This window comes from Cytobacillus sp. FSL R5-0377 (assembly GCF_038004385.1).
Lineage (GTDB): Bacteria > Bacillota > Bacilli > Bacillales > Cytobacillaceae > Cytobacillus.
Genome location: NZ_JBBORA010000001.1, coordinates 3272687 through 3297047 on the forward strand (window position 1 = coordinate 3272687; position 24361 = coordinate 3297047).

26 protein-coding genes and 1 riboswitch are annotated in these 24361 nt (G+C 41.4%); of the genes, 14 read left to right on the forward strand and 12 right to left on the reverse strand.

Translation table 11 applies throughout. The features are described 5' to 3' along the window. Positions 1-4: 4 nt before the first annotated feature. From menH to menC, 4 genes are all read left to right on the forward strand, one after another. The gene (gene menH / locus NSQ49_RS16740) at positions 5-850 is read left to right on the forward strand and encodes a 2-succinyl-6-hydroxy-2,4-cyclohexadiene-1-carboxylate synthase (protein WP_159869812.1); all 846 of its coding nucleotides are present in this window, start codon (positions 5-7) and stop codon (positions 848-850) included. A gap of 76 nt (positions 851-926) precedes the next feature. After that, positions 927-1748, forward strand: a complete 822-nt coding sequence (gene menB, locus NSQ49_RS16745; RefSeq protein ID WP_159869815.1) for a 1,4-dihydroxy-2-naphthoyl-CoA synthase — start codon at positions 927-929, stop codon at positions 1746-1748. An 86-nt stretch (positions 1749-1834) separates the two neighbouring features. Next, positions 1835-3322, forward strand: coding sequence for an o-succinylbenzoate--CoA ligase (locus tag NSQ49_RS16750; protein ID WP_251284589.1), 1488 nt, complete (start codon positions 1835-1837; stop codon positions 3320-3322). A 1-nt stretch (position 3323) separates the two neighbouring features. Next, positions 3324-4430 (forward strand): o-succinylbenzoate synthase, encoded by a 1107-nt coding sequence (gene menC / locus NSQ49_RS16755; RefSeq protein ID WP_251284590.1) that lies wholly within the window; start codon positions 3324-3326, stop codon positions 4428-4430. Positions 4431-4796: 366 nt separating this feature from the next. Here the strand turns inward: menC and NSQ49_RS16760 are convergent, their stop codons facing one another. After that, complete coding sequence (locus tag NSQ49_RS16760; RefSeq protein ID WP_159869824.1) at positions 4797-4949, reverse strand: DUF1540 domain-containing protein; 153 nt, start codon at positions 4947-4949, stop codon at positions 4797-4799. Positions 4950-5119: 170 nt separating this feature from the next. Continuing rightward, positions 5120-6088, reverse strand: coding sequence for a metal ABC transporter substrate-binding protein (locus NSQ49_RS16765; RefSeq protein ID WP_159869827.1), 969 nt, complete (start codon positions 6086-6088; stop codon positions 5120-5122). 311 nt (positions 6089-6399) lie between these two features. Between NSQ49_RS16765 and NSQ49_RS16770 the strand changes: the two genes are divergently transcribed. Further along, positions 6400-6963 (forward strand): beta-class carbonic anhydrase, encoded by a 564-nt coding sequence (locus tag NSQ49_RS16770; protein ID WP_159869830.1) that lies wholly within the window; start codon positions 6400-6402, stop codon positions 6961-6963. Here NSQ49_RS16770 and yidD read toward each other — a convergent pair. Further along, positions 6960-7199, reverse strand: coding sequence for a membrane protein insertion efficiency factor YidD (gene yidD, locus NSQ49_RS16775; RefSeq protein ID WP_251284591.1), 240 nt, complete (start codon positions 7197-7199; stop codon positions 6960-6962). The genes NSQ49_RS16770 and yidD overlap by 4 nt on opposite strands. A 141-nt stretch (positions 7200-7340) precedes the next feature. On the opposite strand from yidD, the gene NSQ49_RS16780 reads away from it, so the two are divergent. Further along, positions 7341-7814 carry an S-ribosylhomocysteine lyase gene (locus NSQ49_RS16780; RefSeq protein ID WP_159869837.1) on the forward strand — a complete coding sequence of 158 codons (474 nt, stop codon included), beginning with the start codon at positions 7341-7343 and terminating at the stop codon, positions 7812-7814. A 28-nt stretch (positions 7815-7842) separates the two neighbouring features. Here the strand turns inward: NSQ49_RS16780 and cls are convergent, their stop codons facing one another. Together cls and ytzI are read right to left on the reverse strand one after the other, a co-directional pair. After that, positions 7843-9291: a cardiolipin synthase gene (gene cls / locus NSQ49_RS16785; protein WP_251284592.1), complete on the reverse strand. Its 1449-nt coding sequence runs from the start codon at positions 9289-9291 to the stop codon at positions 7843-7845. 85 nt (positions 9292-9376) lie between these two features. Next, a complete protein-coding gene (ytzI, locus tag NSQ49_RS16790) occupies positions 9377-9556 on the reverse strand; it encodes a YtzI protein (RefSeq protein ID WP_251284593.1) in 180 nt (59 codons plus the stop codon). 127 nt (positions 9557-9683) lie between these two features. Between ytzI and NSQ49_RS16795 the strand changes: the two genes are divergently transcribed. Then, entirely contained in the window at positions 9684-10121 is a 438-nt protein-coding gene (locus NSQ49_RS16795; protein WP_159869843.1) for a Dps family protein, read from the forward strand. A 379-nt stretch (positions 10122-10500) separates the two neighbouring features. Here NSQ49_RS16795 and NSQ49_RS16800 read toward each other — a convergent pair whose 3' ends face one another. After that, positions 10501-10758 carry a DUF6154 family protein gene (locus NSQ49_RS16800; RefSeq protein WP_035330414.1) on the reverse strand — a complete coding sequence of 86 codons (258 nt, stop codon included), beginning with the start codon at positions 10756-10758 and terminating at the stop codon, positions 10501-10503. A gap of 274 nt (positions 10759-11032) precedes the next feature. Between NSQ49_RS16800 and NSQ49_RS16805 the strand changes: the two genes are divergently transcribed. Next, positions 11033-11362: a hydrolase gene (locus NSQ49_RS16805; protein WP_159869845.1), complete on the forward strand. Its 330-nt coding sequence runs from the start codon at positions 11033-11035 to the stop codon at positions 11360-11362. 115 nt (positions 11363-11477) lie between these two features. On the opposite strand, the gene NSQ49_RS16810 is transcribed toward NSQ49_RS16805, so the two are convergent. Beyond that, on the reverse strand, positions 11478-12347 hold the full coding sequence (locus tag NSQ49_RS16810; protein ID WP_285870852.1) for a DUF6612 family protein: 870 nt from the start codon (positions 12345-12347) through the stop codon (positions 11478-11480). Positions 12348-12512: 165 nt separating this feature from the next. Here NSQ49_RS16810 and ytkD point away from each other — a divergent pair, with 165 nt between their 5' ends. Then, the gene (gene ytkD / locus NSQ49_RS16815) at positions 12513-12968 is read left to right on the forward strand and encodes an RNA deprotection pyrophosphohydrolase (protein ID WP_251284594.1); all 456 of its coding nucleotides are present in this window, start codon (positions 12513-12515) and stop codon (positions 12966-12968) included. Between the two features lie 46 nt (positions 12969-13014). Here the strand turns inward: ytkD and NSQ49_RS16820 are convergent, their stop codons facing one another. From NSQ49_RS16820 to NSQ49_RS16830, 3 genes are read right to left on the reverse strand one after another with little or no spacing between them, the layout of a single operon-like run. Next, on the reverse strand, positions 13015-13824 hold the full coding sequence (locus tag NSQ49_RS16820; RefSeq protein WP_251284595.1) for an ABC transporter permease: 810 nt from the start codon (positions 13822-13824) through the stop codon (positions 13015-13017). Beyond that, positions 13802-14581, reverse strand: a complete 780-nt coding sequence (locus NSQ49_RS16825; RefSeq protein WP_159869853.1) for an ABC transporter ATP-binding protein — start codon at positions 14579-14581, stop codon at positions 13802-13804. Before NSQ49_RS16825 ends, NSQ49_RS16820 begins: the two co-directional genes overlap by 23 nt. Before the next feature lie 24 nt (positions 14582-14605). Then, positions 14606-15601 carry an ABC transporter substrate-binding protein gene (locus NSQ49_RS16830; RefSeq protein ID WP_159869855.1) on the reverse strand — a complete coding sequence of 332 codons (996 nt, stop codon included), beginning with the start codon at positions 15599-15601 and terminating at the stop codon, positions 14606-14608. 155 nt (positions 15602-15756) lie between these two features. On the opposite strand from NSQ49_RS16830, the gene NSQ49_RS16835 reads away from it, so the two are divergent. Together NSQ49_RS16835 and NSQ49_RS16840 are read left to right on the forward strand one after the other, a co-directional pair. Continuing rightward, positions 15757-16542: an alpha/beta hydrolase family protein gene (locus NSQ49_RS16835; RefSeq protein ID WP_159869857.1), complete on the forward strand. Its 786-nt coding sequence runs from the start codon at positions 15757-15759 to the stop codon at positions 16540-16542. A gap of 85 nt (positions 16543-16627) precedes the next feature. Then, complete coding sequence (locus NSQ49_RS16840; protein WP_048007830.1) at positions 16628-16870, forward strand: DUF2584 domain-containing protein; 243 nt, start codon at positions 16628-16630, stop codon at positions 16868-16870. A 389-nt stretch (positions 16871-17259) separates the two neighbouring features. Here the strand turns inward: NSQ49_RS16840 and pckA are convergent, their stop codons facing one another. Further along, entirely contained in the window at positions 17260-18846 is a 1587-nt protein-coding gene (gene pckA, locus NSQ49_RS16845; RefSeq protein WP_159869859.1) for a phosphoenolpyruvate carboxykinase (ATP), read from the reverse strand. Between the two features lie 218 nt (positions 18847-19064). Between pckA and NSQ49_RS16850 the strand changes: the two genes are divergently transcribed. The 3 genes from NSQ49_RS16850 (at position 19065) to asnB (ending at position 23358) form a co-directional block, all read left to right on the forward strand. Then, positions 19065-19439 carry a thiol-disulfide oxidoreductase DCC family protein gene (locus NSQ49_RS16850; protein WP_159869861.1) on the forward strand — a complete coding sequence of 125 codons (375 nt, stop codon included), beginning with the start codon at positions 19065-19067 and terminating at the stop codon, positions 19437-19439. A 105-nt stretch (positions 19440-19544) separates the two neighbouring features. Further along, positions 19545-19660: riboswitch (SAM riboswitch) on the forward strand. A 308-nt stretch (positions 19661-19968) separates the two neighbouring features. After that, a complete protein-coding gene (gene metK, locus NSQ49_RS16855) occupies positions 19969-21162 on the forward strand; it encodes a methionine adenosyltransferase (protein WP_009333385.1) in 1194 nt (397 codons plus the stop codon). A gap of 291 nt (positions 21163-21453) precedes the next feature. Continuing rightward, positions 21454-23358 (forward strand): asparagine synthase (glutamine-hydrolyzing), encoded by a 1905-nt coding sequence (asnB, locus tag NSQ49_RS16860; RefSeq protein WP_159869862.1) that lies wholly within the window; start codon positions 21454-21456, stop codon positions 23356-23358. Between the two features lie 126 nt (positions 23359-23484). Here the strand turns inward: asnB and NSQ49_RS16865 are convergent, their stop codons facing one another. Beyond that, on the reverse strand, positions 23485-24333 hold the full coding sequence (locus NSQ49_RS16865) for a C39 family peptidase (protein WP_251284606.1): 849 nt from the start codon (positions 24331-24333) through the stop codon (positions 23485-23487). Between the last annotated feature and the right edge of the window lie 28 nt (positions 24334-24361).

The following is a 24361-nucleotide window of genomic DNA, read 5'->3' on the forward strand; positions in this document are numbered from 1 at the left end:
GCCGATGAAATATGTCATGAATGGAGTTCACTATCATGTCGATACGTGGGGGAAGGGATTTCCGCTCCTGCTTCTTCATGGCTTCACGGGAAATAGTGAGGGCTGGAAAGAGTTCGCTCCCTTCTGGGAAACCCATTCAAATGCCATTGCAATTGATATCATAGGTCACGGGAAATCTGGAACACCCTCTGATATTGGCCATTATCAAATAGAGGAATCTGCGGCTGTACTCAACAGTCTATTGGAAGAGATGGGAATCGGGAAAATTGATGTTCTTGGATACTCCATGGGAGGGCGGCTTGCGCTGACGTTTGCAGTTCAATATCCTGAAAAAGTCCGCACACTGGTTTTGGAAAGTGCTTCTCCAGGGCTTAAGACAAAAGAGGAGAGGCATGAAAGAAGAATTCAGGATGCCAGACTGGCTGACAGAATCAGGAAGGAAGGCATCGGGAATTTTATCAGATATTGGGAGGACATCCCTTTATTTGAAAGCCAGAAATATCTTCCTAATCAAATCCGCACAAGAATAAGAAACCAGCGTATGGCCAATTCTATTGAAGGTCTGGCGAACAGCCTGAATGGGATGGGCACAGGTTCACAGCCATCCTGGTGGGAAGAACTTGGTAATCTGACAATGCCAGTCCTTCTTTTGACCGGGGATCTGGACCTGAAATTCTGCAGAATTGCAAAAGAGATGTCGGAAGCTATGCCAAATGTTCAGTGGAAGTCCGTTAAAAATGCAGGACATGCAATTCATGTGGAGAAACCTGAATTATTTGGTACAATAGTAAGTGAGTTTTTGTCGCAATCAGGGGAGATTCATACAAATGCAGTAAAAATTGAGGAATGATGTCCTTTGCTGGCACAAAAACTGTGCGGCAATTATTGCGCTTTCTAATACAATACATATCGAGGAGGATTCATGTATGTCAGCTGTAGAATGGGTTGCAGGAAAAAAGTACGAAGAAATCATGTATGAAACATACAATGGAATTGCGAAAATTACCATTAATAGACCGCAAGTCCACAATGCCTTTACTCCAAGAACGGTAATGGAATTAATTGATGCATTTGCTTACGCGCGTGACGATGAAAATGTAGGTGTTATTGTTCTTACGGGTGCAGGAGACAAAGCGTTTTGTTCAGGCGGAGACCAGTCAGTTAGAGGACATGGCGGATATGTCGGGGATGACCAGATCCCTCGTTTAAATGTTTTGGATCTTCAGCGTTTAATCCGTGTTATTCCTAAGCCGGTTATTGCGATGGTAAAAGGATATGCAATTGGAGGAGGACATGTCCTTCATATCGTATGTGACTTAACAATTGCAGCTGATAACGCTGTATTTGGACAAACAGGACCTAAAGTCGGAAGCTTCGATGCTGGTTACGGTTCAGGATATCTTGCAAGAATCGTCGGTCATAAGAAAGCTCGCGAAATTTGGTACCTGTGCCGCCAGTACGGTGCTCAGGAAGCATTGGATATGGGGCTGGTTAATACGGTTGTGCCGCTTGAGAAAGTGGAAGAAGAAACAATTAAGTGGTGTGAAGAAATCCTGGAGAAAAGCCCGACAGCTCTTCGCTTCTTGAAGGCTGCATTTAATGCTGACACGGATGGACTTGCTGGCATCCAGCAATTTGCCGGTGATGCAACTCTTTTATACTATACAACGGATGAAGCGAAAGAAGGCCGTGACGCATTTAAAGAAAAGCGCAAGCCGGACTTTGGGCAATTCCCGCGTTTCCCTTGATTTCGGGGGTATTTCATCCTTCAGCTTGATGGCTAGCCCATCAGGCTGTTTTTATATGAAAAAATCGCATGAAATGAGGTTTTACGATGGAAGCCCAAATAGTGCCGAATTTTCTTCAAAAGCGGGCCATCTTAACACCCGAACGGCCAGCCCTTTCTTTTTTGGGAAAAACCTATACATTTTCCGAAGTATATGATCGTGCCTGCACGATAGCAGGGCAATTACAGGCCTCTGGATTAACCGGTGGCCAGTTTGCAGGTGTGCTCCTGAGAAATCATGAAGACACTGTTTTTATCCTTTTGGCTCTGCAGCTAATCAATGTTAAGGCCGTTATATTAAATAACAGGCTGACTGCCGAGGAATTAATCTGGCAGATGGATGATTCGAAGTCCGCTTTCCTATTAACTGAGAGTTCATTTGATGTGGTCAGCCGAAGGGTTGTAAGCTCCTTAGGCGGAATTACGGCGATACATAAAGAAGAACTCTTTAGGAAAGTTCCTGAAGATCCTTCATTAATAGAGGAATTAAATCTAAATGAGGTGTGTACTGTCATGTATACATCCGGTACAACGGGGAACCCGAAAGGTGTAATGCAAACATACGGGAATCACTGGTGGAGTGCAGTCGGTTCTGCATTAAATTTAGGGCTGAATGAAAACGACTGCTGGCTGTGTGCTGTTCCGATTTTTCATATTAGCGGCTATTCCATTTTAATGCGAAGCATCATCTACGGGATGAAAATGGTTCTTTTTGAATCTTTTCATGAGAAGAAAGCCATCAAGGCCATTTCCTGTGAAAAAGTGACCATAATGTCTGTTGTGAGTACAATGCTCACCAGAATTGCAGATGAACTAAAAGAAGACCGGCTGCCTGAATTTTTTAGATGTATGTTATTAGGGGGAGGGCCGGCAGCTAAATCTCTTCTTGAGGGTTGCAGGGAGAAGGGGATTCCTGTTTACCAGACTTATGGAATGACGGAAACTTCTTCACAGATTGTTACTCTGGCTCCGGAATACAGTTTCAGCAAATTGGGTTCGGCAGGTAAGCCTTTATTCCCTTCCCAGTTGAAAATTATTAATCCAAATGGGGACCCTGCGGATTCTGGAGAAGCGGGTGAAATACTTGTAAAAGGTCCGAATGTGACGAAAGGGTACTTAAACCGTGAAGAAGAAACTGTGAAAAAGTTAAAGGATGGCTGGCTCTCAACCGGAGATATTGGCTATGTTGATAACGAAGGCTTTTTATATGTACTTGATCGGCGGTCAGACCTAATTATTTCAGGCGGGGAAAACATTTATCCTGCTGAAATTGAAGGTGTTCTTTCTTCACACTCCCAAATCTCAGATGCAGGGGTGATTGGCATGAAAGACAAGGTTTGGGGTGAAGTGCCGGTCGCATTTGTTGCAGGAGAAGAAAGCCTGGATGTAAAAGAAGTGATTGAGTATTGTTTAGAGAAGCTGGCAAAATATAAAGTGCCTAAAAAGATTATCATGATAAATGAAGTTCCGAGGAATGCCTCAAAGAAGATATTAAGAAGGAAGCTTCGGGAACTGCTTGAAGAAAGCAGGAATTAACATGGATTTAAAAACAGTTACTTTGTATAAAATAGCTATGCCTCTAAAAACACCCTTTACCACTCATTTAGGAACTGTTAAGGACAGAGAGGGAATTATTGTTGAAGTAATGGATACAGAAGGAAGGAAGGGGTACGGGGAAGGAGTCGCTTTTTCTTCACCCTGGTATACAGAGGAAACAGTTGAGACGAGCTATCATGTGCTAAAGGACTTTCTGATTCCCATATTGCATAATGCCGATATAAAGCATCCTTCAGAAGCAGGACGTGTTTTTGATGCCCTGAGAAGAAATCAAATGGCGAAAGCGGCCTTGGAGACAGCTTTATGGGATTTGGCCGCCAAAAAAGAAGATATTTCTCTTTCGAAATTTATAGGCGGCAAGAGGGAGCAGATCCTGTCCGGCGTGGTTGTTGGCGCCAAAACAAACGAAGAAGTAAGAAAACAAATTGAAAACTTCCTGGAAAGAGGCTATCAAAGGGTCAAAATAAAAATAGGCCCCGAAAATGATTATGAATTGATTTCAGATATCCGCCACTTTTATCCCGACCTGCCAATCATGGCTGATGCTAACTCGGCTTATTCATTGGATGATATAGACCGTTTAAAAAGGCTAGATGACTTCGGACTTATGATGATTGAACAGCCGCTTGAATACGATGATATAGTGGATCATGCAAAGCTTCAAAAGGAACTGGACACACCAATTTGCCTGGACGAAAGTATTGTCACCTTTCATGATGCCAGAAGAGCTGCAGATTTGGGGAGCTGTAAAGTAATCAATATTAAGATTGGCCGGGTTGGAGGTTTGGGAACAGCTAAAAAGATTCATGATTATTGCCTGGATAAAGGGATACATGTCTGGTGTGGGGGCATGCTCGAGTTCGGGATCTCACGAGCACATAATATTGCTCTGGCTTCTTTGGAGGGCTTTGCCATTCCCGGTGATATTTCGGAATCAAGCAGGTATTGGGAAGAAGACATTACTCTCCCTGAAGTCACCGTAAAAAACGGGATGATAAACGTTCCCGATAAACCGGGAATTGGTTTTGAGATTAATGAGAAAAGACTGGGAGAAGTTACAATCTTAAAGGAAAACTTTATCCTGTAGAAAAAATCCGCAGCTCTCTTTGGCAGAACTGCGGGTTAATGTTTAATTGCAAAAAAATAAGGCGCATTCGCAGCACCTATTATTATAAATTAAAGAGTAGTTTCATCTTTTATAAATGTATCTTCTTTAAGGGCAAAGGAGCTTAATCCAGCTGCAGCAGCAAAAGCAGCCCCAAGCAAAATAACGGTTGATAACATATGTATCACTCCTATAAGTTGTTGTTATTCTATACATTCCCGATAAAAAAAATAATAAACTCCTTTAAAAAACAAAAGCGGTGCAACCAATGCACCGCTTTTGGGTAATACGCATATTTGGAATGGCACCGCTGAAATTCGACAAAATTCGGGTGGTGCCTGTCACCAATTAATGAGGCTCAAAGGTTTTGCAGTCAGTTTCTTTGGTGCTGTCCGCTGTTTCGCCAGTATGGCTGACTACGTATATCTGGTCTGCACTGCATAGGTTTCCATCTTTCCAGAATGTGCAGTTGTTTACTTCACATAAAACATCTTTTGCCATTGTTATTCCTCCTAAGCAGAAAAGGTATGACCAAAGCCGAAAACGTTTTATTCGGACGGCATCAGGTCTTCTATATTTTCTGCAATGACAGGCAAATCAGTCATGGCATTTGGAGGAATGTCATATGCTCTTTAGAATAAAAAACCTCCCAGGCTGGGAGGTAAATGTGCTTATTCATTTAAAGCTTTATCAAGTGCAGACAGATTGTCTTGCATAAGAGTGAAATACGTTTGGTTTTCATTAAGATCTTCTTCTGTTAATACGGATAAATTATGCAGCTTTAAAGGATGTGCTCCAATTTCTTTTTGGAGAATTTCGGTTAGTTTAGAGCTGACATTCTGTTCAAAAAATACATATTTCAAGTCGTGTTCTTTTGCTTCCGCAATAATTTTCTGCAGTTCCTTTTGGGTGGGCTCGCTGGAGGAATTTAAACCGGATACACTGATTTGATCCAAACCATAACGGTCTTCCCAATATCCATAAGCTGCATGTGAAACAATGAATTCCTTATGTTTTGCACCTTGTATGGTCTGTTCAAAATCATTGTGTAGATTATCCAGCTCCAGGGCAAGCTCCATGTAATTTTGTTCAAACTGCTCTTTCTGATCCGGCATCTGTTCCACTAGAGCATCTTTTATAGATTCAGCCAATTCTTTGGAGTATAACGGATCGAGCCAAACGTGCGGGTCAATATCCCCGTGGTCATGATTATGCCCGTCTGCAGCATCATCTTCATGGTGATCTGCATCTTCTTCATGATCAGGATCATGTTTTGCATCCGAGTGGATAAACTCTATATTTTCTCCAGCTGCAGCCAGTTTAACATTTTCATTCTTCAATGTTTCTTTTGCCTTTTCCACAAACCCCTCAAGACCCAGACCTATATAAATAAATAGATCTGAATCGGCCAGCTTCATCATATCTTTTTGAGAAGGTTCAAACGTATGTTCATCCGAACCGGGCGGGTAGATGGTTTCAACTTCTATAGCATCTCCTCCAATTTGCTCAGTAAAATATTGGAGAGGATAAACCGTTGTATAAACCATTGTTTTATTGCTGTGTTTCTCTTTATTTTCATCAGTACAGCCAGAAAGAACAAGGATTACCCCGAGAATATATATTAAAAATGCTTTTTTCATTTTTTCCTCCTTCAATAAAACGTATTTATTACGATTTAAAACGCGGACCCTATTATAGATAATGTTTGTTAAATCCAAAAATAAATGTCAAAAAATAATGATAATACGTAATCATTACGATTTCTCTTAGTCATCTTACAAAATATCATGATAAAAAGCAAGGATTAAAATTTGTTTGAAGCCGCTCTATTATGTATCATAATTATTAAGGACTGTGAATGGTCTGGATTTAGTAAAAATTTTTTCTCATCAAGTATTGGGCAAATTCCTGCTCAATCACAGTAATTCACAAAAGACAGGGAGTGGAACCATTGAAGCTTTTAGAAGAGATCTTAAACCATAACCAGCAATTTGTTGAAGAAAAAAAATACGAAGAATTTGAAACAACGAAATTCCCTAATAAAAAAATGGTTATCCTGACTTGCATGGACACACGTTTAGTGGAGCTTTTGCCAAAAGCACTTAATGTAAGAAACGGCGATGTGAAAATCATTAAGAATGCGGGAGCTTTAGTAACCCACCCATTTGGAAGTATTATGAGAAGCATATTAATAGCTGTTTACCAGCTTCAGGCTAAAGAAGTATTTGTTATTGGCCATCATGACTGCGGAATGAGCGGAATGAAAGCAGATGCGGTTGTCAGCAGCATGAAGGAAAGAGGCATTACGGACGACGCATTGGATACGATGACATACTCAGGAATCGCCGCAGAAGATTGGCTAAGAGGTTTTGAAAATGTAGAAGAAAGTGTGTCCCATAGCGTACATATGGTGAAAAAGCACCCGCTTATGCCGGCAGATGTGCCTGTGCATGGGCTTGTTATTCATCCCGGCACAGGCAAGCTAGACCTTGTTGTGGAAGGATACGAGGGTTAATTTTTATTCTTTCTGGGCCATTGCTCCGGAACCAGGTCGACACCTCCCGGATGAAGGGGATGACATTTAAGGATCCGTTTTATTGTCAGCCAGCCGCCTTTGAATGCGCCGAATCGCTTAACTGACTCCAGCCCATAATGGGAACATGTTGGATAAAACCGGCATGTAGGAGGCTTTAGCGGGGAAATCACAAGTTGATAAAACCGAAATATTGAAATTAGAATTTTTTTAAGCATGGCATTACCTTTCCTGGTTAAATCAATTTTTCTTTTAAAATAACATATAATCGTAATAAAGTCATAATTTTCATATTAATTTGATGAATTTACTCGGATATTATGTTATAGTAAAAGGAAAACTTCAGGGGAGTGTTTAGTATGCCTTCAGTGGAAAGTTTTGAGTTGGATCATAATGCGGTTAAAGCTCCGTACGTGAGGCACTGCGGTGTTCATAAAGTGGGCAGTGATGGATTAGTGAACAAGTTTGACATCAGGTTCTGCCAGCCAAACAAACAGGCGATGAAACCGGATGTTATTCATACACTTGAGCATCTGCTTGCATTTAATATCCGGACACATGCAGAGAAATATGACCATTTTGATATTATTGATATTTCCCCGATGGGCTGCCAGACTGGTTATTATTTAGTCGTAAGCGGTGAGCCGTCAGTTGAAGAAATAATTGATTTGCTGGAAGCTACAATGAAAGATGCCGTTGAAATTACCGAAATCCCTGCTGCAAATGAGAAGCAATGCGGTCAGGCGAAGCTTCATGATCTTGAAGGGGCAAAGCGCCTAATGAGATTTTGGCTGCAGCAATCCAAGGATGAATTGAAACAGGTTTTTGCATAAAGAAAACGGGCTGATTTTTCAGCCCGTTTTATAGTATAGGTGATAGAAGCCTTGATATGGATTCTTTCAATTTTATTTTCAAGGCCCTGCTTCTGTAATCTTCAGCAGTCAGCTTTGCTGAAAGCTCGACATCTTCTTTAAAGCTCTCAGTCAGTGCTTTTGAAACTTCCTTATCATAAATAAAAGCATTTACTTCGAAATTGAGCCTGAAGCTTCTCACGTCTATATTCGCAGTTCCTACCGATGAAACTTCTTCATCCACAATCAGGGTTTTTGCATGTATAAAACCATTTTCGTATATATAGATATTTGCATTTACTTTTAGCATTTCTCCTATATAGGAGTAAGTAGCCCAATATACAAACATATGATCAGGTTTATTCGGGACCATAATATTCACTTCCACCCCTGACAATGCAGCTATTTTTAATGCATCCAGGAGGCTTGCATCCGGAATGAAATATGGGGTTTGGATATAAATTGACTTACGTGCAGATGAAATCATTTTTATATAGCCATTTTTTATTTGTTCCCATTCGGAATCCGGGCCGCTGGTAACAATCTGTATTCCTACGCTATCCTGGGACTCGCCCAGCGGAAAATACTCTGGAGCATAGAAAATGTCATGGCGGTGGGAAGCCTGGTTCCAGTCGAGGATAAAGCGAGTCTGCAGGGAATGGACAGCACTTCCTCTGATTCTTAAATGGGTATCACGCCAATACCCGAACTTCGGGTCTAGCCCGAGATATTCATCTCCGACATTGAAACCGCCAACATATCCAATTTGACCGTCAATTATGGCAATTTTCCTGTGGTTGCGGTAATTGATTCGCAAATTGATAAAATGCAGCCGCGACGGGAAAAAGGCCTCAATTTCTCCTCCAGCCGCAATCAGCTCTTTGAACGCCCTTTTGTGCAGGCTTCTTGAGCCAAGTTCATCATAGAGAAGCCTAACTTTAACACCTTCTTTGGCCTTTTCTGTTAAAAGATTTATTAAGCTTTTCCCAAGATTGTCTCTTTTGAAGATATAATATTGCAGATGGATATGATCCGTTGCTCTTTTGATATCCTCTGCAAGCGAATTAAATTTATCTTTCCCGTCTGTAAAAACCCTGACCTCATTATCCTGGGTCAATACCGCATCATTGTTAATAAGGTGCATATAGATAAGGTCTTTGGAGTTTTCAATGATATCATTTCCAAAATGGAAATCCTTTTCCTTAATGCCTCTGATTTGATTGTTCAGCAGTTCATCAATGCCAATTTTTTTGCGGTCTTCCCATTGGAACATCTTTCTTCGGGTTAAATTCTGTCCAAAAAAGAGGTACATGAAAAAACCAAGAAGAGGAATAAAGAACAAAACCATGAGCCATGCCCATGTGGCTCCTGCATCCCTTCGCTCCAGAAAGATAACAAAGACAGCCAGGATAATATTTAATACTAAAAATACTGTAAGCATCATGGAGTATATATCCATCTTATAATCCTCTCCACCTGTATATTTCCGTCCATTTAAAAAGAAAACCTCCGGCTGTACGGAGGCATTATATTATAGTGTATGCTTATGAACGGTTTTGGTTATCTTCTTGCCCCTCTTTAGACTCTTTTTGTTCCTCGCTGTCAGGAAGCGGATCAATTGGGTCTACCGTATGCTTGAATTGATAAGCCTTTGAAGTGGTAATAACGCTAAGCAGCAGGACCACAATCACGATTATGATCGATATGACTAATACCGTATACATATTTATCCCCCTTTTCACTCAATATTCTACCATGAAAGCAACTCAATAACGAAAAAATTTCACCATTACTTTGTACAGGTTTTTATTTTGACGAAGTGGGTAATATATTGTTGGGAGGATGATTATCATGAGTAAAGAATTAGTAAAAGCTGTTAACCAGCAGGTAGCAAACTGGACAGTTTTATATGTAAAACTGCACAATTACCATTGGTATATTAAAGGGAAAAACTTTTTTACCCTTCATGAAAAATTCGAAGAGCTTTATAATGAAGCAAATGTACATGTAGACGAACTGGCTGAAAGAATCCTTGCTCTTGAGGCTAAACCGGTTGCAACAATGAAGGAAGTTCTGGAGACCAGCTCTCTTAAGGAAGCGACAGGAAATGAGAATGAAGAACAAATGGTCCAAACTGTAGTTGATGACTTTGAAAAAATGGTGGACGAGCTTCAGGAAGCAATCGAGCTTGCCGAAGAAGCCAAAGATGAAGGAACAGGCGACATGCTGATAGCTGTAAAGCAAAGCTTGAAAAAACATATCTGGATGCTTAAAGCATACCTTGGATAATAGAAAAAGACTGGCTGGAAAAGCTGGTCTTTTTATTTGGCTTTTTTCTTAAAGTTGGTTGCTTTTCATAAGTTAGTTTAAATTTGCTGAGTTGATCTTCGCTGTGGGCACTTGATCTTCGAAAATGCTGACGCATTTCCTTCGTTCATTAAAGAGAGCTTTTTCAATGCCCTGCAGGAGGAGAGGGAAGTGTGAGACCCCGCAGTCGAAGCCAAGAAGGCTCGCACTCCTCCCCGCGCGTTTGCTGCGTGCCTTTCACTGCAATCAACGGGCTGAACTTATAAACAAAAACAGCATTCTTTTTTCTTAAAAAAAATAAAAAAGCGGCTTAGCGCCGCCTTCGAGTATATGGATCATTTCTAAATCGGATATGTATAGTTTAGTGTATGTTGCGGTGGTGAATGATTGGGCTTCTGCGCTGGCCATAATTTTCACTGGCAAACTTTCCTTTTAGGCTCTCGATTAGATAAAGTCCCATTAAATCATATAATTCCTGATTATCTAGATCTTTGATAATATTCAGCAGGTCTTCTCTGTCCATTTCTTCTAAGAAGGCAAAAGCGAGCATATCGATATCCTCTTCATCACCTGTAAGCTTATTCCTGTAAAGCTCATATAGCTCATCAATCAGTTTCATGATACCACCTCCTTAAAATACTCCAGTTTTCTATAGTATACTTAATTTAATACCCCTGATGCAGGAAAATATTCACGGCAGATGAATCGGGAAGTTATTTCTCAATTATTTAACTTAGTATATGTCAGCTAATGAAGAATGATCGTAATTTTGTATAATTTTATCACAAATGTGGGATACGATAACTATAGAAACTTGATATTTATTAAAAAATTATGATCTAGCCGGTGTTGAATATGAGTCAAAGCAATGAACAAAAAAGGGGCTGACAGGATTGGAAGGAAATAAAAAGACGTATTATATAACGCTGGGTTCAGGTGAGATTTCTCAAAGTGCCACTGACTCCACTTGGAATTATAAAATTGAGGCAACTGATGATGAAATTATTGCCTTAAGAGAATATTTTGACCAGAACTATTCCACCGAATGGCAAAATTTTTTCAGAGCCCATGTTCCTTATGTTCAATACCATTATGACCGTGAAAACGACGCCTATGATGAAACAATGAAAAAAATATATGGGATGATTTATGATCTTGGAGACGAGGAAGCAAGGCAGCATATTGAAAGCATGGGGATCCTTACAGAGGATGAGCATAAATAGAAAGGCGGACGGCGCCCGCTTATCGGCTTAGACCCAAGAGCCGGTTGTGCCTGGAGCTGGACAGTTATCGTTGTACTGAAATAGTAGAAAAAGCTGAGGCAGCGCCTCAGCTTTATTACATTTCCATTTCTACAGCTGAATCAAGAACTTCCTGCGGAACGGAAATAGCCTCAACTTTATTATAGTTTGAGTATTCGCCGTTCATGTTCTGCTTCATGGTGATTTTTTGGCCTTCAGCGGTAATCTCCATATCCATAACCATATTCAGCACGTTTGGGTAAAAAGTTTCTTTATCAATGACAATTTCGTATTCGACGCCTTTGATGTTCATGTTTTCAAGCATTTCACCATTGGCAGCCATTTCAGGCGGCAGCGTTTCTGCTGCAGTTTCCTTGACGAAATCATTGAATTTTTCTCCATCGGCTTTCAGTTTCAATATAAAGCTTTTTTCATCCTGTTCGAAGGTAAAATCGTCCACAAACTCTTGCAATTTTTTCAATTCCTCACCAGGATTGGTCTGCTGGCTGGACATTTGAATTAAATCATCAGACATTTCTTTAGGGAACTTCATCCACTGCTTTCCGGCTGCATCATATAGAAACATGCCGTCTTCGTTAAAATAGCTTTCCATATCAAATGATTCTTCTGCGCCTGCCATTGACATAGCCATTTTTTGATAAAAAGCCATGGGATCTGTTGTAACATCCATATCAATGACAGAATCGATATTCATATTTTCACCCTCAGCACCAGAGCTCATTTCCTGGTTCATATTCATTTTTACTGAAAAGCTTTTTAGCTCTTGAGAAGCCTCAGTTGATTTCTTTAATACTTCCTCCAGAGTCATTTCAGAAGATTCTTCTGTATTGGTTTCTTCCTTTTCTGTGCCGGCCGATGATCCATTGGCAGGTTTGGCTGTTTCATTACATGCAGCCAGCATGAAAATCATGAAGAAGCTGGCAAGGATTGCAAGAGATTTTTTCAAGATATACACTCCTCTATTTATGTTAGTCACCTAATTTTACGGAAAAAAAGGGAAAAAGTTTCAAAAATATGTAATTTAATACTTTAGCCCCAGAAAGTTTTTAAAAAATTGATTAGCCCTTATAATGAAAACATCAGAATCTTAATTATCGAGTGAGGGGAAAGCATGGAAACCTTTTTGGATGAAAACGGCGGGAAAGTGCGTATTTCTTTTAATAAAAAAGCATTCGGAATCGAGCCTGGACATGTTCTGGTCATTTGCCGCTATGGTGACCAATGGCTGCTGACGAATCATAAAAAGAGGGGATGGGAATTTCCGGGAGGTAAAAGAGAACAGGGAGAGTCTCTTGAAGAGGCAGCCAGAAGAGAAGTATTTGAGGAAACCGGAGCAGATTTACATAGTCTGCATTTTATAGGTGAATATGAAGTTAACTTGGGTAAAGAGCGTTTTGTCAAAGCTATTTTTTTCGCAGAGGTAAAAAGCCTCAACAAGACAAATCAATATTTTGAAACAAACGGTCCTATCCTGACTGGGGGAAACCTGCTTGAAGACAGGTGGAACAGTAAATACAGCTTCATAATGAAGGATAAAGTAATTGAAAAGAGCCTCGAAAGAATTTGAAGGAAAAGAAGGTAAATTAAAAAACGGCATGTGGTTTGCCGTTTTTTTATGAACCATTTTTAATCAGTTTTCTCTCGAGGAGTTCAACCAGCTGATACATAACTGTTGCAAAAACAGCAATTACAAGCAATGAAAGCATAACAAGAGTGAAGTTGAATACTTGGAAGCCGTAAATAATCATGTATCCAAGACCTTTTGAGGATACAAGGAATTCGCCGACGATCACCCCGACCCAGGATAACCCCACATTCACCTTTAAAGTAGAAATGATGGTCGGAAAAGAAGCAGGCAAAATAGCTTCCCTGAAGATTTGAAATCGATTTGCGCCAAAGGTCTGAAGCACTTTAATATAATTGGGGTCTACTTCTTTGAAAGATGTATACACCACGATGGTTGTAATAATGATTGAAATAATCGCGCCCATGGCAACAATTGATGTAAAGCTCGGCCCCAAAGCAACGATTAAGATAGGACCAAGAGCTACCTTTGGCATTGAATTCAAGACAACTAAATAGGGATCAGCTATTTTTGATAACATTGGTGACCACCAGAGGATGGCTGCAAGAAGCGTGCCTAATAATGTCCCTAAAATGAATCCAAATACGGTCTCTGACAAAGTGTAGCCCAGATCCACCATCAAGGTGCCATTCTGAATTTTTGTCAAAAATAATCCCCATACTTTAGAGGGTGCACTAAAAATCAGCGGGTCAATCCATTGCTTTTGGCTTGCCACCTCCCATCCTGAAAAAAACACAATAAAGATGACAGCCTGATAGAAACGGACCCATTTCTTTTCTCGGTTCAGAGACTGAATGTATCTCTGGTGAAGGTGTTTAACGTTCTCCTGCGGGCTCAAGAGACTCCAGCTCCTTCCATATAGTTTGAAATATCGCAGGGTATGCTTCATGATTTCTTGCATTAAAAGGAGTTTCATCTCGTAATTCTTTTGGGATTACAAATGTTTTATGAAGCTGTCCAGGCCTTGCGGAAAACAGAAAAACACGGTCGCTCATACAGATTGCCTCTCCAATATCATGTGTAACCAGTATGGCTGTTTTTCCGAAGGATTTGAGCGTATCAGAGACCAGATCCTCAAGCTTAAGTTTGGTTTGATAATCCAATGCGGAAAAGGGTTCATCCAGCATAAGCAGCTTTGGCCCGGTTGCAAGTGTTCTTACAAGGGCAACCCGCTGGCGCATTCCGCCAGACAGCTGCTTCGGATACTGTGACTCAACACCTTTTAATCCCATCTCCTGAAGGAGCTTCAGTGCATAAGCTTTTTTGTCAGGAGAGAGGCTATTCCCGATTTTCAGCCCCAGCAGTATATTTTCTTCGATATTTTTCCATGGAAAAAGATAATCTTGCTGCAGCATATAGCCAATTTCATTTTCAGCTGTCTCAACCCGCTTACCTTCAAGTGTGACAGTGCCTTCTGTAGGTTCAAACAGGCCTGCAATGATGGATAGCAATGTTGTCTTACCGCATCCGCTTGGGCCGAGGAAGGAAACAAATTCTCCTTCCTCCACTTTAAGCGAAACATCGGAGAGGGCCGTGACAGCAGAGGTTTTCGTAAAATAAGTGTGGTGCACAGCATCAACTTTCAGGAAATCCATGTCGGCGCCTCCTCTTTTATCTAGTTACTTCATTACCCCTTCAGCAATATCTGTGTTGACAAGCGTGCCGTGTTCTATGCGCTTAGGAAGTTCTCCTGCTTCATCCATGATGTTCTGCAGGTTTTCCCATTCTTCGGTTTCTAAAATAGGATCTGTTGCAAATGACCCCTGACTCTTATAGCGGTCTACTACCATTTCAATGATTTCAAGTTCAGTGTTGTCAAAATATCCTTGAATGGCTTCTGCCGTTTCTTTCGCGCTATTCTCTTCAACCCATTGCTGTGCCTTATAGATCGCTCTTGTAAATTTCTCAACTGTTTCCTTGTTTTCATCAATATAGCTTTGCTTCGTCATAAATGTGGTATAAGGTATATGTCCGGATTCGGTTCCAAAGGAAGCAACAATATATCCTTTACCTTCTTTTTCGAATACACTTGCAGTAGGTTCAAATAGCTGGACAAATTCACCGGTCCCCGAAGCGAAAGCCGGAGCAATATTGGCATAATCAACATTTTGGATTAATTCCAAGTCCTGATGCGGGTTAATGCCATGCTTTTTCAATACAAATTCGCCGGCCATCTGAGGCATGCCGCCTTTACGCTGCCCGAGAAATGTTTTGCCCTTCAGCATATCCCATGAAAAGTGGTCGATTTTATTGCGGGAAACCAGGAATGTTCCATCCGTTTGGGTTAGTTGGGCAAAGTTAATGACAGGATCAATAGAGCCCTGAGCCGAAACGTAAATGGAGGTTTCTGAACCTACAAGCGCGATATCAGCGCTGTCCGACAGCAGAGCGGTCATTGTTTTATCTCCGCCGGCTGTTGTTGTAAGCTTTACATTTAGCCCTTCTTCTTTAAAGAAACCTTTCTCAAGGGCAACATACTGTGGTGCATAGAAGATAGAACGTGTCACTTCAGCAATGCGGACAGTTTGCATTTCATCCTTTCCGCAGGCTGCTAATGGAACAATAAGCATCACTGCAAGCATAAGCAGCATGCTTGTTTTTATCCATTTTTTCATAAGCCATAAGACCTCCCTTATGCTAAAGAGTCAGATTAAAAATCCTAGGATATCGTATGAAAATCAAAAAAATGTGTGAATGCCCATGGAAACATTTTTAGATGAAGGTCTAAATGCTCAGAATAAAAGGAAGCTTTAAAAGGGAGGATGAGAACATGAACTTTAAAAATGGCCAAATCATCAATAAACAGAGATTCCCTTCGCCAAATCCGGCAATCGAATTATCTGTTGTCACATATCATGCAAATGGTCTACATATAAAAGGCCTGCTGGCAGAGCCAAAGGGGGAGGAGCTGCATGATGGGTTCCTTTACCTGAGAGGAGGCATAAAAAATGTCGGGAAAGTAAGGCCTTCCCGGATTGTCCAGTTTGCCTGTGAAGGTTTTATTGTATTCGCGCCTTTTTACAGAGGTAATCAGGGTGGAGATGGAAACGAAGACTTCGCAGGGGAGGACAGACAGGACGCATTTGCCGCGTTTAACCTTCTACAGGAGCATGCCCGGGTAAAAAGAGTCCATATTTTTGGTTTTTCCCGTGGCGGCGTAATGGCCCTCCTTACTGGAATAGAGTTTCCTAAAGCCGCCTCCGTTGTAACATGGGGAGGGGTCAGTGATATGTTTCTCACCTACGTGGAGCGCAAGGATCTCCGGAGAATGATGAAACGTGTAATTGGCGGAACTCCGACAAAGTTTCCGGAACGATATAAATACCGCACCCCGCTTTTTCAGCTGGAGCAGCTGCAGTCACCTGTCTTAATCATTCATGGAGAACAGGATCATAATGTTTCAGTGGAACATTCCTATCGCCTTGAAAAAAGGCTTAAGGCTCTAAATAAAGATGTGGATAGCTGGTATTTCTCTGAATATACCCACTACTTTCCGCCCGCCGTGAACCAGAAGACGGTAGAGGATTTGGGTGCATGGATGAAAAGCCATGTATAGCAAATGATTTTCACTTAAAGGCTTTCAGAGCCGAAACAGGTGGGGTAAAATAGAGGAAAGTAATAAGAATGAAGGAGAGATACCAATGGGTATGCCTTTAGAGCTAAACACAATGATTGTTACAAAGGGAAGGGAAAAAAGACTTGATGAGAATTATTTTTCACTTGTCAAAGAAGGATACAGATTATATCCGCTCGATATCCCGGTCGAGGTAAAAAGGACAATTGATGGCGACCTGAACGGAATGGGAGTCATCCGTAAAGTGGAATGGGAAAACAGCCAGACACTCATTACTTACCAGCTTGTTTCCTTAAATTCAACCAATTAGAAGAGCGCCTGGACATGGTCCGGCGTTTTTTTGTTCAAAGTTTTCTGTAACTGTAAGCGAATTCCTCCAGGTGCGGTGAAGGAATGCGAAGGGAACTAATCAGAGGGGATAGTGCCTCTTGGGAGCAGAGAAGAGTCTGTGAAAAGAACTAATCGGTGTGATAGCGCCATTGGGCGGGGAAAAGTCTCTCCCAAGGGAACTAAACAGAGGGAGCAGTGCCACCGAGAGCGGAAAAGGGGCTGCGAAGAGCACTAAACAGAGGGATTAGTACCACGGCAGCAGAGGAAAGAAGAAAAAATCGAATCGCTACCCAGTAAGAGGGTGTAAGTCCACCTCCGTTCATTCTTAATACAAAAAAGAATTGCCGCATAAACGGCAATTCTTCTCTATTATGCGATTGGTCCGCCCTTTTCTTCAATTTCAGATGAAACGCTTGTAAACTTCTTGAAGTTTTCACGGAATTTTGAAGCAAGTTCTTTTGCTTTCGTTTCATAAGCAGCCTGATCTGCCCATGTTTTGTTTGGCTGAAGTACTTCATCAGGCACTCCTGTAACATGCTGAGGAATTTCCAGCCCGAAAATTTCGTCCTTGATCGTTTCTACGTTGTTGAGTTCACCTTCGAGTGCCGCTTCGACCATTGCACGAGTGTAGGCAAGTTTCATGCGTTCACCGACTCCATACTCTCCGCCAGTCCAGCCTGTGTTTACAAGGAAGACTTTTGCGTTATGCTCATCGATTTTCTCGCCAAGCATTTCAGCATAACGATTTGCAGGAAGCGGAAGGAACGGTGATCCAAAACATGTAGAGAATGTTGCCTGCGGTGATGTAATGCCGCGCTCAGTTCCTGCAAGCTTGGATGTATAGCCGCTTAAGAAATGGTACATTGCCTGCTCTTTTGATAGTTTAGAGATTGGAGGCAATACGCCAAATGCGTCAGCTGTTAAAAATACGATTGTATTAGGGTGTCCGGCAATGCTTGGGTCAACGATATTATCGATGGCCTGAAGCTGGTACGCCGCACGTGTATTTTCAGTTAAAGTGCTGTCATCGTAATCTGCAACCCGGGTTTCGCTGTTTACCACTACATTTTCTAATACAGCACCAAAACGGATCGCATCAAAAATCTGCGGTTCTTTTTCACGGGATAAGTTGATGCATTTCGCGTAGCATCCGCCCTCAATATTGAAGACTCCATTCGCAGACCAGCCATGCTCGTCATCACCGATTAGCTTGCGGTTCGGATCTGCAGATAAAGTTGTTTTTCCAGTTCCGGATAAGCCGAAGAATAAAGCAACATCGCCTTCCCGTCCAACGTTTGCGGAACAGTGCATAGGAAGAATTCCGTTTTCTGGAAGCATGTAGTTCATAACAGAGAAGATGGACTTCTTCATTTCACCGGCATATTCTGTTCCGCCAATTAAAACGGTGCGGCGTTCAAATGAAATGATAATGAATGTTTCGGACTTTGTTCCGTCAACAGCAGGGTCTGCTTTGAAATTAGGAGCAGAAATGACAGTGAACTCTGCCTGATGATCCAATAGCTCGTCTTCTGCAGGGCGAATGAATAACTGGTGGGCAAATAGGTTATGCCATGCATATTCATTGATTACCTGGATAGGCATGCGGTGTTTTTTATCAGCACCTGCGAATCCTTTGAATACGAATACTTCTTCTTTTTCTTTTAAGTAATTGATTACTTTATTATAAAGATTAGAGAATGCTTCTTCAGAAATGGGCTGGTTTACACTGCCCCAGTCCATTTTGTCTTTATTTGATGCTTCTTCAACAATGTATTTATCTTTAGGAGAACGCCCTGTATACTTTCCTGTCGTAGCGCGAACAGCTCCAGTAGAAGTAAGGGACCCTTCATTGCGGTTTAGAACCTTTTCCACAAGCTGAGGAACGGATAATTGCACTTGAATGTTGCTGCCATTTAGTAATTCGCTCAATTCATTTGATATGCTTACAGAGTTCATCTGATGAATACCTTCCTTTTTCCCGATTTTTTTATGAAAGTGATTACATCTCGAAATTAGTATAACACATTGAAATGATTAGTCTATACTATTACGAAACTTTTTTGTCTGTGTTATAAAATTGTCACATTTGGACATGCAATCCACTTTAATCACCTTATAACTGATATATGCTATTATAGAAGAAAGTGTTAATTTTATCATGGGACTGATCTAAAATGAAGACAATTGCCCTATATGATGGAACATGTTCTTTATGCAAGGAAACAAAGAGGATTTTTAATAAACTCGATTGGCTGAATAAAGTCGAATGGATCTCCCTGCAGGAATATGAAAAAATGCAGGGCACTTTATCGTTTTCCAGACATGATTTGCGGAGGGAGCTTCATATTATTACTCCCGCAGGCAGCGTGAAAAAGGGTTACACTGCAGTAAGGAGACTTCTGTTCCTCTTTCCTGCAACCTTTTTAATCAGCACCCTGTTGTATATACCACTCACAGCACTTCTGGGCAATCCGACATACAAATGGATTGCGAAAAACAGGCACAAATTTCTAAAGAAAAAGTGTGATGATGGAAGCTGTTCTCTATAAGGATGAAGCAGAATTTTTAAAGTCGGAATTTTACTGTGAAAAATAATGAAAATCTGTTGACATGGTTCGATAAAATACGGTATGATTCAACCTTGAACGGATACTCTCTTATCCCGAGCTGGTGGAGGGACAGGCCCTATGAAACCCAGCAACCTGCTAAAGGCAATAATCAGCAAAGGTGCTAACCTGACGCAAGGACGTAATTCCTTGAACGATAAGAGTGAAAGGCGCGAATCGATTTGCTTTCAACCTTTTCACTAATGAGAAGGTTTTTTATTTTGCAATGAAATGAACGGCTTTTGGAATGTACTATTTATGTGAGTTTTTGGCATGAATCTGATAAATGGTTACCTGGCATTCTTGCCGGCGCTGTCTATTTTTCTAATAAAAACTCCATGTTTATTTCATACTACTAAGGGAATGAGTTCCGTATCAAACAGAGATCCATGAAATGACAGGGAAAAGTTATTTTTTCCGCTTCCCCATTTCTTATTCTCGCTCAATTTTCTATTTATAAGGAGGAAGCCAGATGTCAACAAAACGTCGTTTGTTCACTTCTGAATCAGTTACTGAAGGTCATCCGGATAAAATCTGTGACCAGATTTCTGATGCAATCTTAGATGCGATTTTAGCTAAAGATGCGAATGCCCGTGTTGCTGCAGAGACTTCTGTAACAACTGGACTTGTATTAGTTGCAGGTGAAATCACAACATCTACATACGTAGATATTCCAAAAATCGTTCGTGAAACGGTAAAAGAAATCGGTTATACCCGTGCCAAATATGGTTTCGATTCCGAAACATGTGCTGTTTTAACTTCCATTGATGAGCAGTCTGCTGATATCGCAATGGGGGTTGACCAGGCACTTGAAGCACGCGAAGGGCAAATGAGCGATCAGGAAATCGAAGCAATCGGTGCAGGAGACCAGGGATTAATGTTCGGTTTTGCCTGCAACGAAACGAAAGAGCTTATGCCTCTTCCGATTTCTTTAGCACATAAACTTTCCCGCCGCCTGACTGAAGTCCGTAAAGAAGAAATCCTTCCTTACCTTCGTCCCGACGGAAAAACTCAGGTAACTGTTGAGTATGATGAAAACGACAAGCCTGTGCGCATTGACACAATCGTTATTTCTACTCAGCATCACCCAGAAATCAGCCTTGAGCAAATTCAGCGAAATCTGAAGGAACATGTTATTAACCCGGTTGTTCCGAAAGAACTAATTGATGAGAATACTAAGTACTTCATCAACCCGACAGGACGCTTTGTTATCGGCGGACCTCAAGGTGATGCTGGCCTGACAGGACGCAAAATCATCGTAGATACTTACGGCGGATATGCACGCCATGGCGGCGGAGCGTTCTCCGGCAAGGATCCTACAAAGGTTGACCGCTCTGCTGCATATGCTGCACGTTATGTAGCGAAGAACCTTGTTGCAGCCGGTTTAGCAGAAAAAGTTGAAGTCCAGCTTGCTTATGCGATCGGTGTGGCACAGCCTGTTTCGATTTCTGTTGATACATTTGGAACTGGCAAAGTGGATGAAGATGTATTAGTTGATCTAGTAAGAAAGCATTTTGATCTTCGTCCTGCAGGAATTATTAACATGCTTGGCCTTCGCCGCCCAATTTACAAGCAGACAGCTGCTTACGGACATTTCGGACGTACAGATGTTGACCTTCCTTGGGAGCGTACTGACAAAGCAGAAATTCTTCGTTCTGAAGCGTAATATAAAAAGCGGGAGTTGCATTTATGATGTAACTCCCGCTTTCTTTTTTGCGTCTAATACTAATAGGGTGTTAATCACTTTTCGGTCTTTATGCTCTATAGTCGTTTATAATTTTATGGTATCGTATAAACTTCGGATAATGGCTTAATTTTCCGTATAGAAACATTTTATATTCTGCGTGCTAATTATTAGCGATTAGTGGTAGTATTATAGGGTATGTTTTCTAAGACAAAGAGCCGCCTGAGGCTGTATCTTAATATTGAGAAAAGAATGGAGTAGGTGACGTACATAATGTGTGGTTTTATTGGTTGTGTACATGAAAAAGCACAAAATTACCGTGACGCAGATAAAGAACAATTCCAAAATATGAATGATATCATTACTCATCGGGGTCCGGATGATTCAGGATACTATTTTGATGATCATATTCAATTCGGCTTCCGCCGGTTGAGCATTATTGATATTGAAAGCGGACACCAGCCGCTGACTTACGAGAATGAGCGATATTGGATCATCTTCAATGGTGAAATCTATAATTATGTGGAACTTCGTGAAGAACTTCTCAAAGCAGGATTAAGCTTTGAAACCAGCTCAGATACAGAAGTCATAATTGCGCTTTACAGCCATATGAAAGAAAAGGCTGTTGAAAAATTGCGCGGTATGTTTGCGTTTGTCATTTGGGATAAACAGGAGCAGTCCCTATATGGAGCCAGGGATCCATTTGGGATTAAGCCTTTCTTTTATTACGATAAGGGAGACCGCACGTTCTTTGGATCAGAGAAGAAGAGCATCTTATTGGCGCTTAAGAATGATGTATTGAACTATGACTCCCTGCAGCATTATCTGACCTATCAGTTTGTGCCTGAGCCGCACACGATGTCAGAGGGGATCCATAAGCTTGAGCCAGGCCATTATTTTACTAAAAAAATTGGTGCGCCGATGGATATTAAACGCTATTGGAAGGCTGCTTTCCATCCAGTGCAAAAATCAGAAGCTGATTTTACAAAAGAAATTAGAGATGTTTTATTCGACTCTGTAAAAATGCATATGCGTGCCGATGTTCCTGTAGGTTCTTTCCTTTCAGGCGGAATTGATTCTTCCATTATTGCGTCGATTGCGAAAGAATTTCACCCAGCTATTAAAACATTCTCTGTCGGCTTTGAACGCAATGGCTTCAGCGAGGTTGATGTGGCGAAAGAAACAGCCGAAAAGCTGGGTGTTGAAAACATCAGCTACATCATCTCTCCTCAGGAATATATGAATGAGATTCCAAGAATCATGTGGCATATGGACGACCCGCTAGCTGACCCGGCTTGTGTGCCCCTTTATTTTGTGGCAAGAGAAGCGCGAAAGCATGTAACTGTTGTACTATCCGGCGAGGGAGCAGATGAGCTGTTTGGCGGCTATAATATTTACCGTGAACCACAATCCCTGGAAGTCTTCAATAAGATTCCTGCCATTGGCAAAAAGCTTCTGCGTATGATCGCCAGACTGATGCCAGAGGGAGTGAAGGGAAAAAGCTTTATCGAACGCGGAGTCACCCCAATGGAAGAGCGCTACATCGGAAACGCAAAAATGTTTACGGAACAAGAGAAGCGCAGTTTGCTTCATGTCTACAAAGACAACTTGAATTATACGGATATCACGAAACCTTTGTATGAGGAAAGCCGCGGCTATGATCCGGTTGACCGCATGCAGTATATCGACATTCATACCTGGATGCGCGGAGACATTCTTTTGAAAGCAGACAAGATGACGATGGCTCATTCTCTCGAGCTTCGTGTTCCGTTCTTGGATAAAGAAGTCTTTGAAGTGGCTTCTAAAGTCCCGACAAGCCTGAAAACGGCAAATGGCACTACGAAATATATTCTCCGCAAAGCTGCCGAAGGAGTCGTTCCGGATCATGTACTGAACCGCAAGAAGCTTGGGTTCCCTGTACCAATCCGTCACTGGCTGAAGGACGAGATGAATGAGTGGGCTAAAAATATCATCCGTGAAAGCAATACAGATCACCTGATTAAGAAAGACTATGTATTGCAGCTGCTTGAAGACCATTGTCAGGATAAAGCGGACAACAGCCGCAAAATCTGGACAGTTCTGATGTTCATGGTTTGGCATCAGGTATATGTGGAGAAAAAATACTCCTTTGAAAAAGAATACTTGTTAGATAAAGATTTGCAGCCACTTAAAGGCTAAAACAAAAACGTCCATCAGGTGAGAGCCTGGTGGACGTTTTTTAGGATAAGAATTTCTTGAGGCGGGTAATTTTCCAGGCTCCAGCGCCTCGGCCATATGGTGTCGAGGCAGGAGATGGAACTTTTCTTATGGGTGATAACTAATAGCCTGTTTGCCCATCTGGACCCATGCTTTTTCAAAATCAGTTATGGGAGCTTTTTTATTTTTTTCGCCTGTGAGCGGATCGTTGAAGTACATGTAATCCTGGTCATAGCCCGTTAGCAGAACTGAATGCTCTTTATAAGTAATCTGGATCTTTCCGTTCGGCGTATACCAGGTCTGAAAAAAGTCATCAGAAAGCTGTTTATAGGCTGTGTTGATAATAACCCATACAGGTCTGCCATCTGACAAATAAATCTTTAAATCTTCAAAGTCGGATCCTGTAAGGTCTTCGATTGAACCTGGCATATACTTTTCTGCAAGTTCTTTAATGGGTTTATGATAAACACCGAGCCCAGGATTATCAAAGGAGTACATATCGCCTATGAAGCCTTCATTCGGGTGTCCGAAATAGATTTTTCCGTTTTCAACGCGATAAGGCTCAGGATTCTTTTTTATCTCTTTAGCCAGTGTCATTTTATCAGCCTGAATCCCCGCATGCTGGAGGAGCATGGATAAGCTGGTGACTTCGCATCCTCTGGGGAGCTCAGGAAACTGATTGATTGCGGGCACATCTAAAACTACTTCTTCCTTGATTTTAATTATACCCGAACTTTTTCCAAGGAATGCACTGGCTTTCTCTGCTGGTTCTGAAAGCCATGATTTTACTTTATTAACAGGTGAAGGAGGCATGCTTCCTATAAGGCTGTCATAAACAAATGCTGCAGAAACCAGGATGAAGACAATTAAAAACATCGGTGCCGTTTTCACCATTGTTTTTCTGAATATCACTATTAAAAATAAGAATAGAATAATTGCCCCGATATAAATCGTCAATTCCTTCACCCGCCATATGTTATTGCTT

What these genes read in the sequence shown, in the direction of transcription:
- NSQ49_RS16800 (WP_035330414.1), bottom strand. Translation starts at nt 10,758, where the DNA reads ATGAAACTGATTGATGAGCTATATGAGCTTTACAGGAATAAGCTTACA.
- NSQ49_RS16780 (WP_159869837.1), top strand. Translation starts at nt 7,341, where the DNA reads ATGCCTTCAGTGGAAAGTTTTGAGTTGGATCATAATGCGGTTAAAGCT.
- cls (WP_251284592.1), bottom strand. Translation starts at nt 9,291, where the DNA reads ATGGATATATACTCCATGATGCTTACAGTATTTTTAGTATTAAATATT.
- yidD (WP_251284591.1), bottom strand. Translation starts at nt 7,199, where the DNA reads ATGCTTAAAAAAATTCTAATTTCAATATTTCGGTTTTATCAACTTGTG.
- NSQ49_RS16795 (WP_159869843.1), top strand. Translation starts at nt 9,684, where the DNA reads ATGAGTAAAGAATTAGTAAAAGCTGTTAACCAGCAGGTAGCAAACTGG.
- NSQ49_RS16830 (WP_159869855.1), bottom strand. Translation starts at nt 15,601, where the DNA reads ATGAAAAAATGGATAAAAACAAGCATGCTGCTTATGCTTGCAGTGATG.
- NSQ49_RS16850 (WP_159869861.1), top strand. Translation starts at nt 19,065, where the DNA reads ATGAAGACAATTGCCCTATATGATGGAACATGTTCTTTATGCAAGGAA.
- NSQ49_RS16765 (WP_159869827.1), bottom strand. Translation starts at nt 6,088, where the DNA reads ATGAAAAAAGCATTTTTAATATATATTCTCGGGGTAATCCTTGTTCTT.
- menC (WP_251284590.1), top strand. Translation starts at nt 3,324, where the DNA reads ATGGATTTAAAAACAGTTACTTTGTATAAAATAGCTATGCCTCTAAAA.
- NSQ49_RS16840 (WP_048007830.1), top strand. Translation starts at nt 16,628, where the DNA reads ATGGGTATGCCTTTAGAGCTAAACACAATGATTGTTACAAAGGGAAGG.
- NSQ49_RS16750 (WP_251284589.1), top strand. Translation starts at nt 1,835, where the DNA reads ATGGAAGCCCAAATAGTGCCGAATTTTCTTCAAAAGCGGGCCATCTTA.
- ytkD (WP_251284594.1), top strand. Translation starts at nt 12,513, where the DNA reads ATGGAAACCTTTTTGGATGAAAACGGCGGGAAAGTGCGTATTTCTTTT.
- NSQ49_RS16825 (WP_159869853.1), bottom strand. Translation starts at nt 14,581, where the DNA reads ATGGATTTCCTGAAAGTTGATGCTGTGCACCACACTTATTTTACGAAA.
- NSQ49_RS16835 (WP_159869857.1), top strand. Translation starts at nt 15,757, where the DNA reads ATGAACTTTAAAAATGGCCAAATCATCAATAAACAGAGATTCCCTTCG.
- metK (WP_009333385.1), top strand. Translation starts at nt 19,969, where the DNA reads ATGTCAACAAAACGTCGTTTGTTCACTTCTGAATCAGTTACTGAAGGT.
- NSQ49_RS16760 (WP_159869824.1), bottom strand. Translation starts at nt 4,949, where the DNA reads ATGGCAAAAGATGTTTTATGTGAAGTAAACAACTGCACATTCTGGAAA.
- pckA (WP_159869859.1), bottom strand. Translation starts at nt 18,846, where the DNA reads ATGAACTCTGTAAGCATATCAAATGAATTGAGCGAATTACTAAATGGC.
- ytzI (WP_251284593.1), bottom strand. Translation starts at nt 9,556, where the DNA reads ATGTATACGGTATTAGTCATATCGATCATAATCGTGATTGTGGTCCTG.
- menB (WP_159869815.1), top strand. Translation starts at nt 927, where the DNA reads ATGTCAGCTGTAGAATGGGTTGCAGGAAAAAAGTACGAAGAAATCATG.
- asnB (WP_159869862.1), top strand. Translation starts at nt 21,454, where the DNA reads ATGTGTGGTTTTATTGGTTGTGTACATGAAAAAGCACAAAATTACCGT.
- menH (WP_159869812.1), top strand. Translation starts at nt 5, where the DNA reads ATGAAATATGTCATGAATGGAGTTCACTATCATGTCGATACGTGGGGG.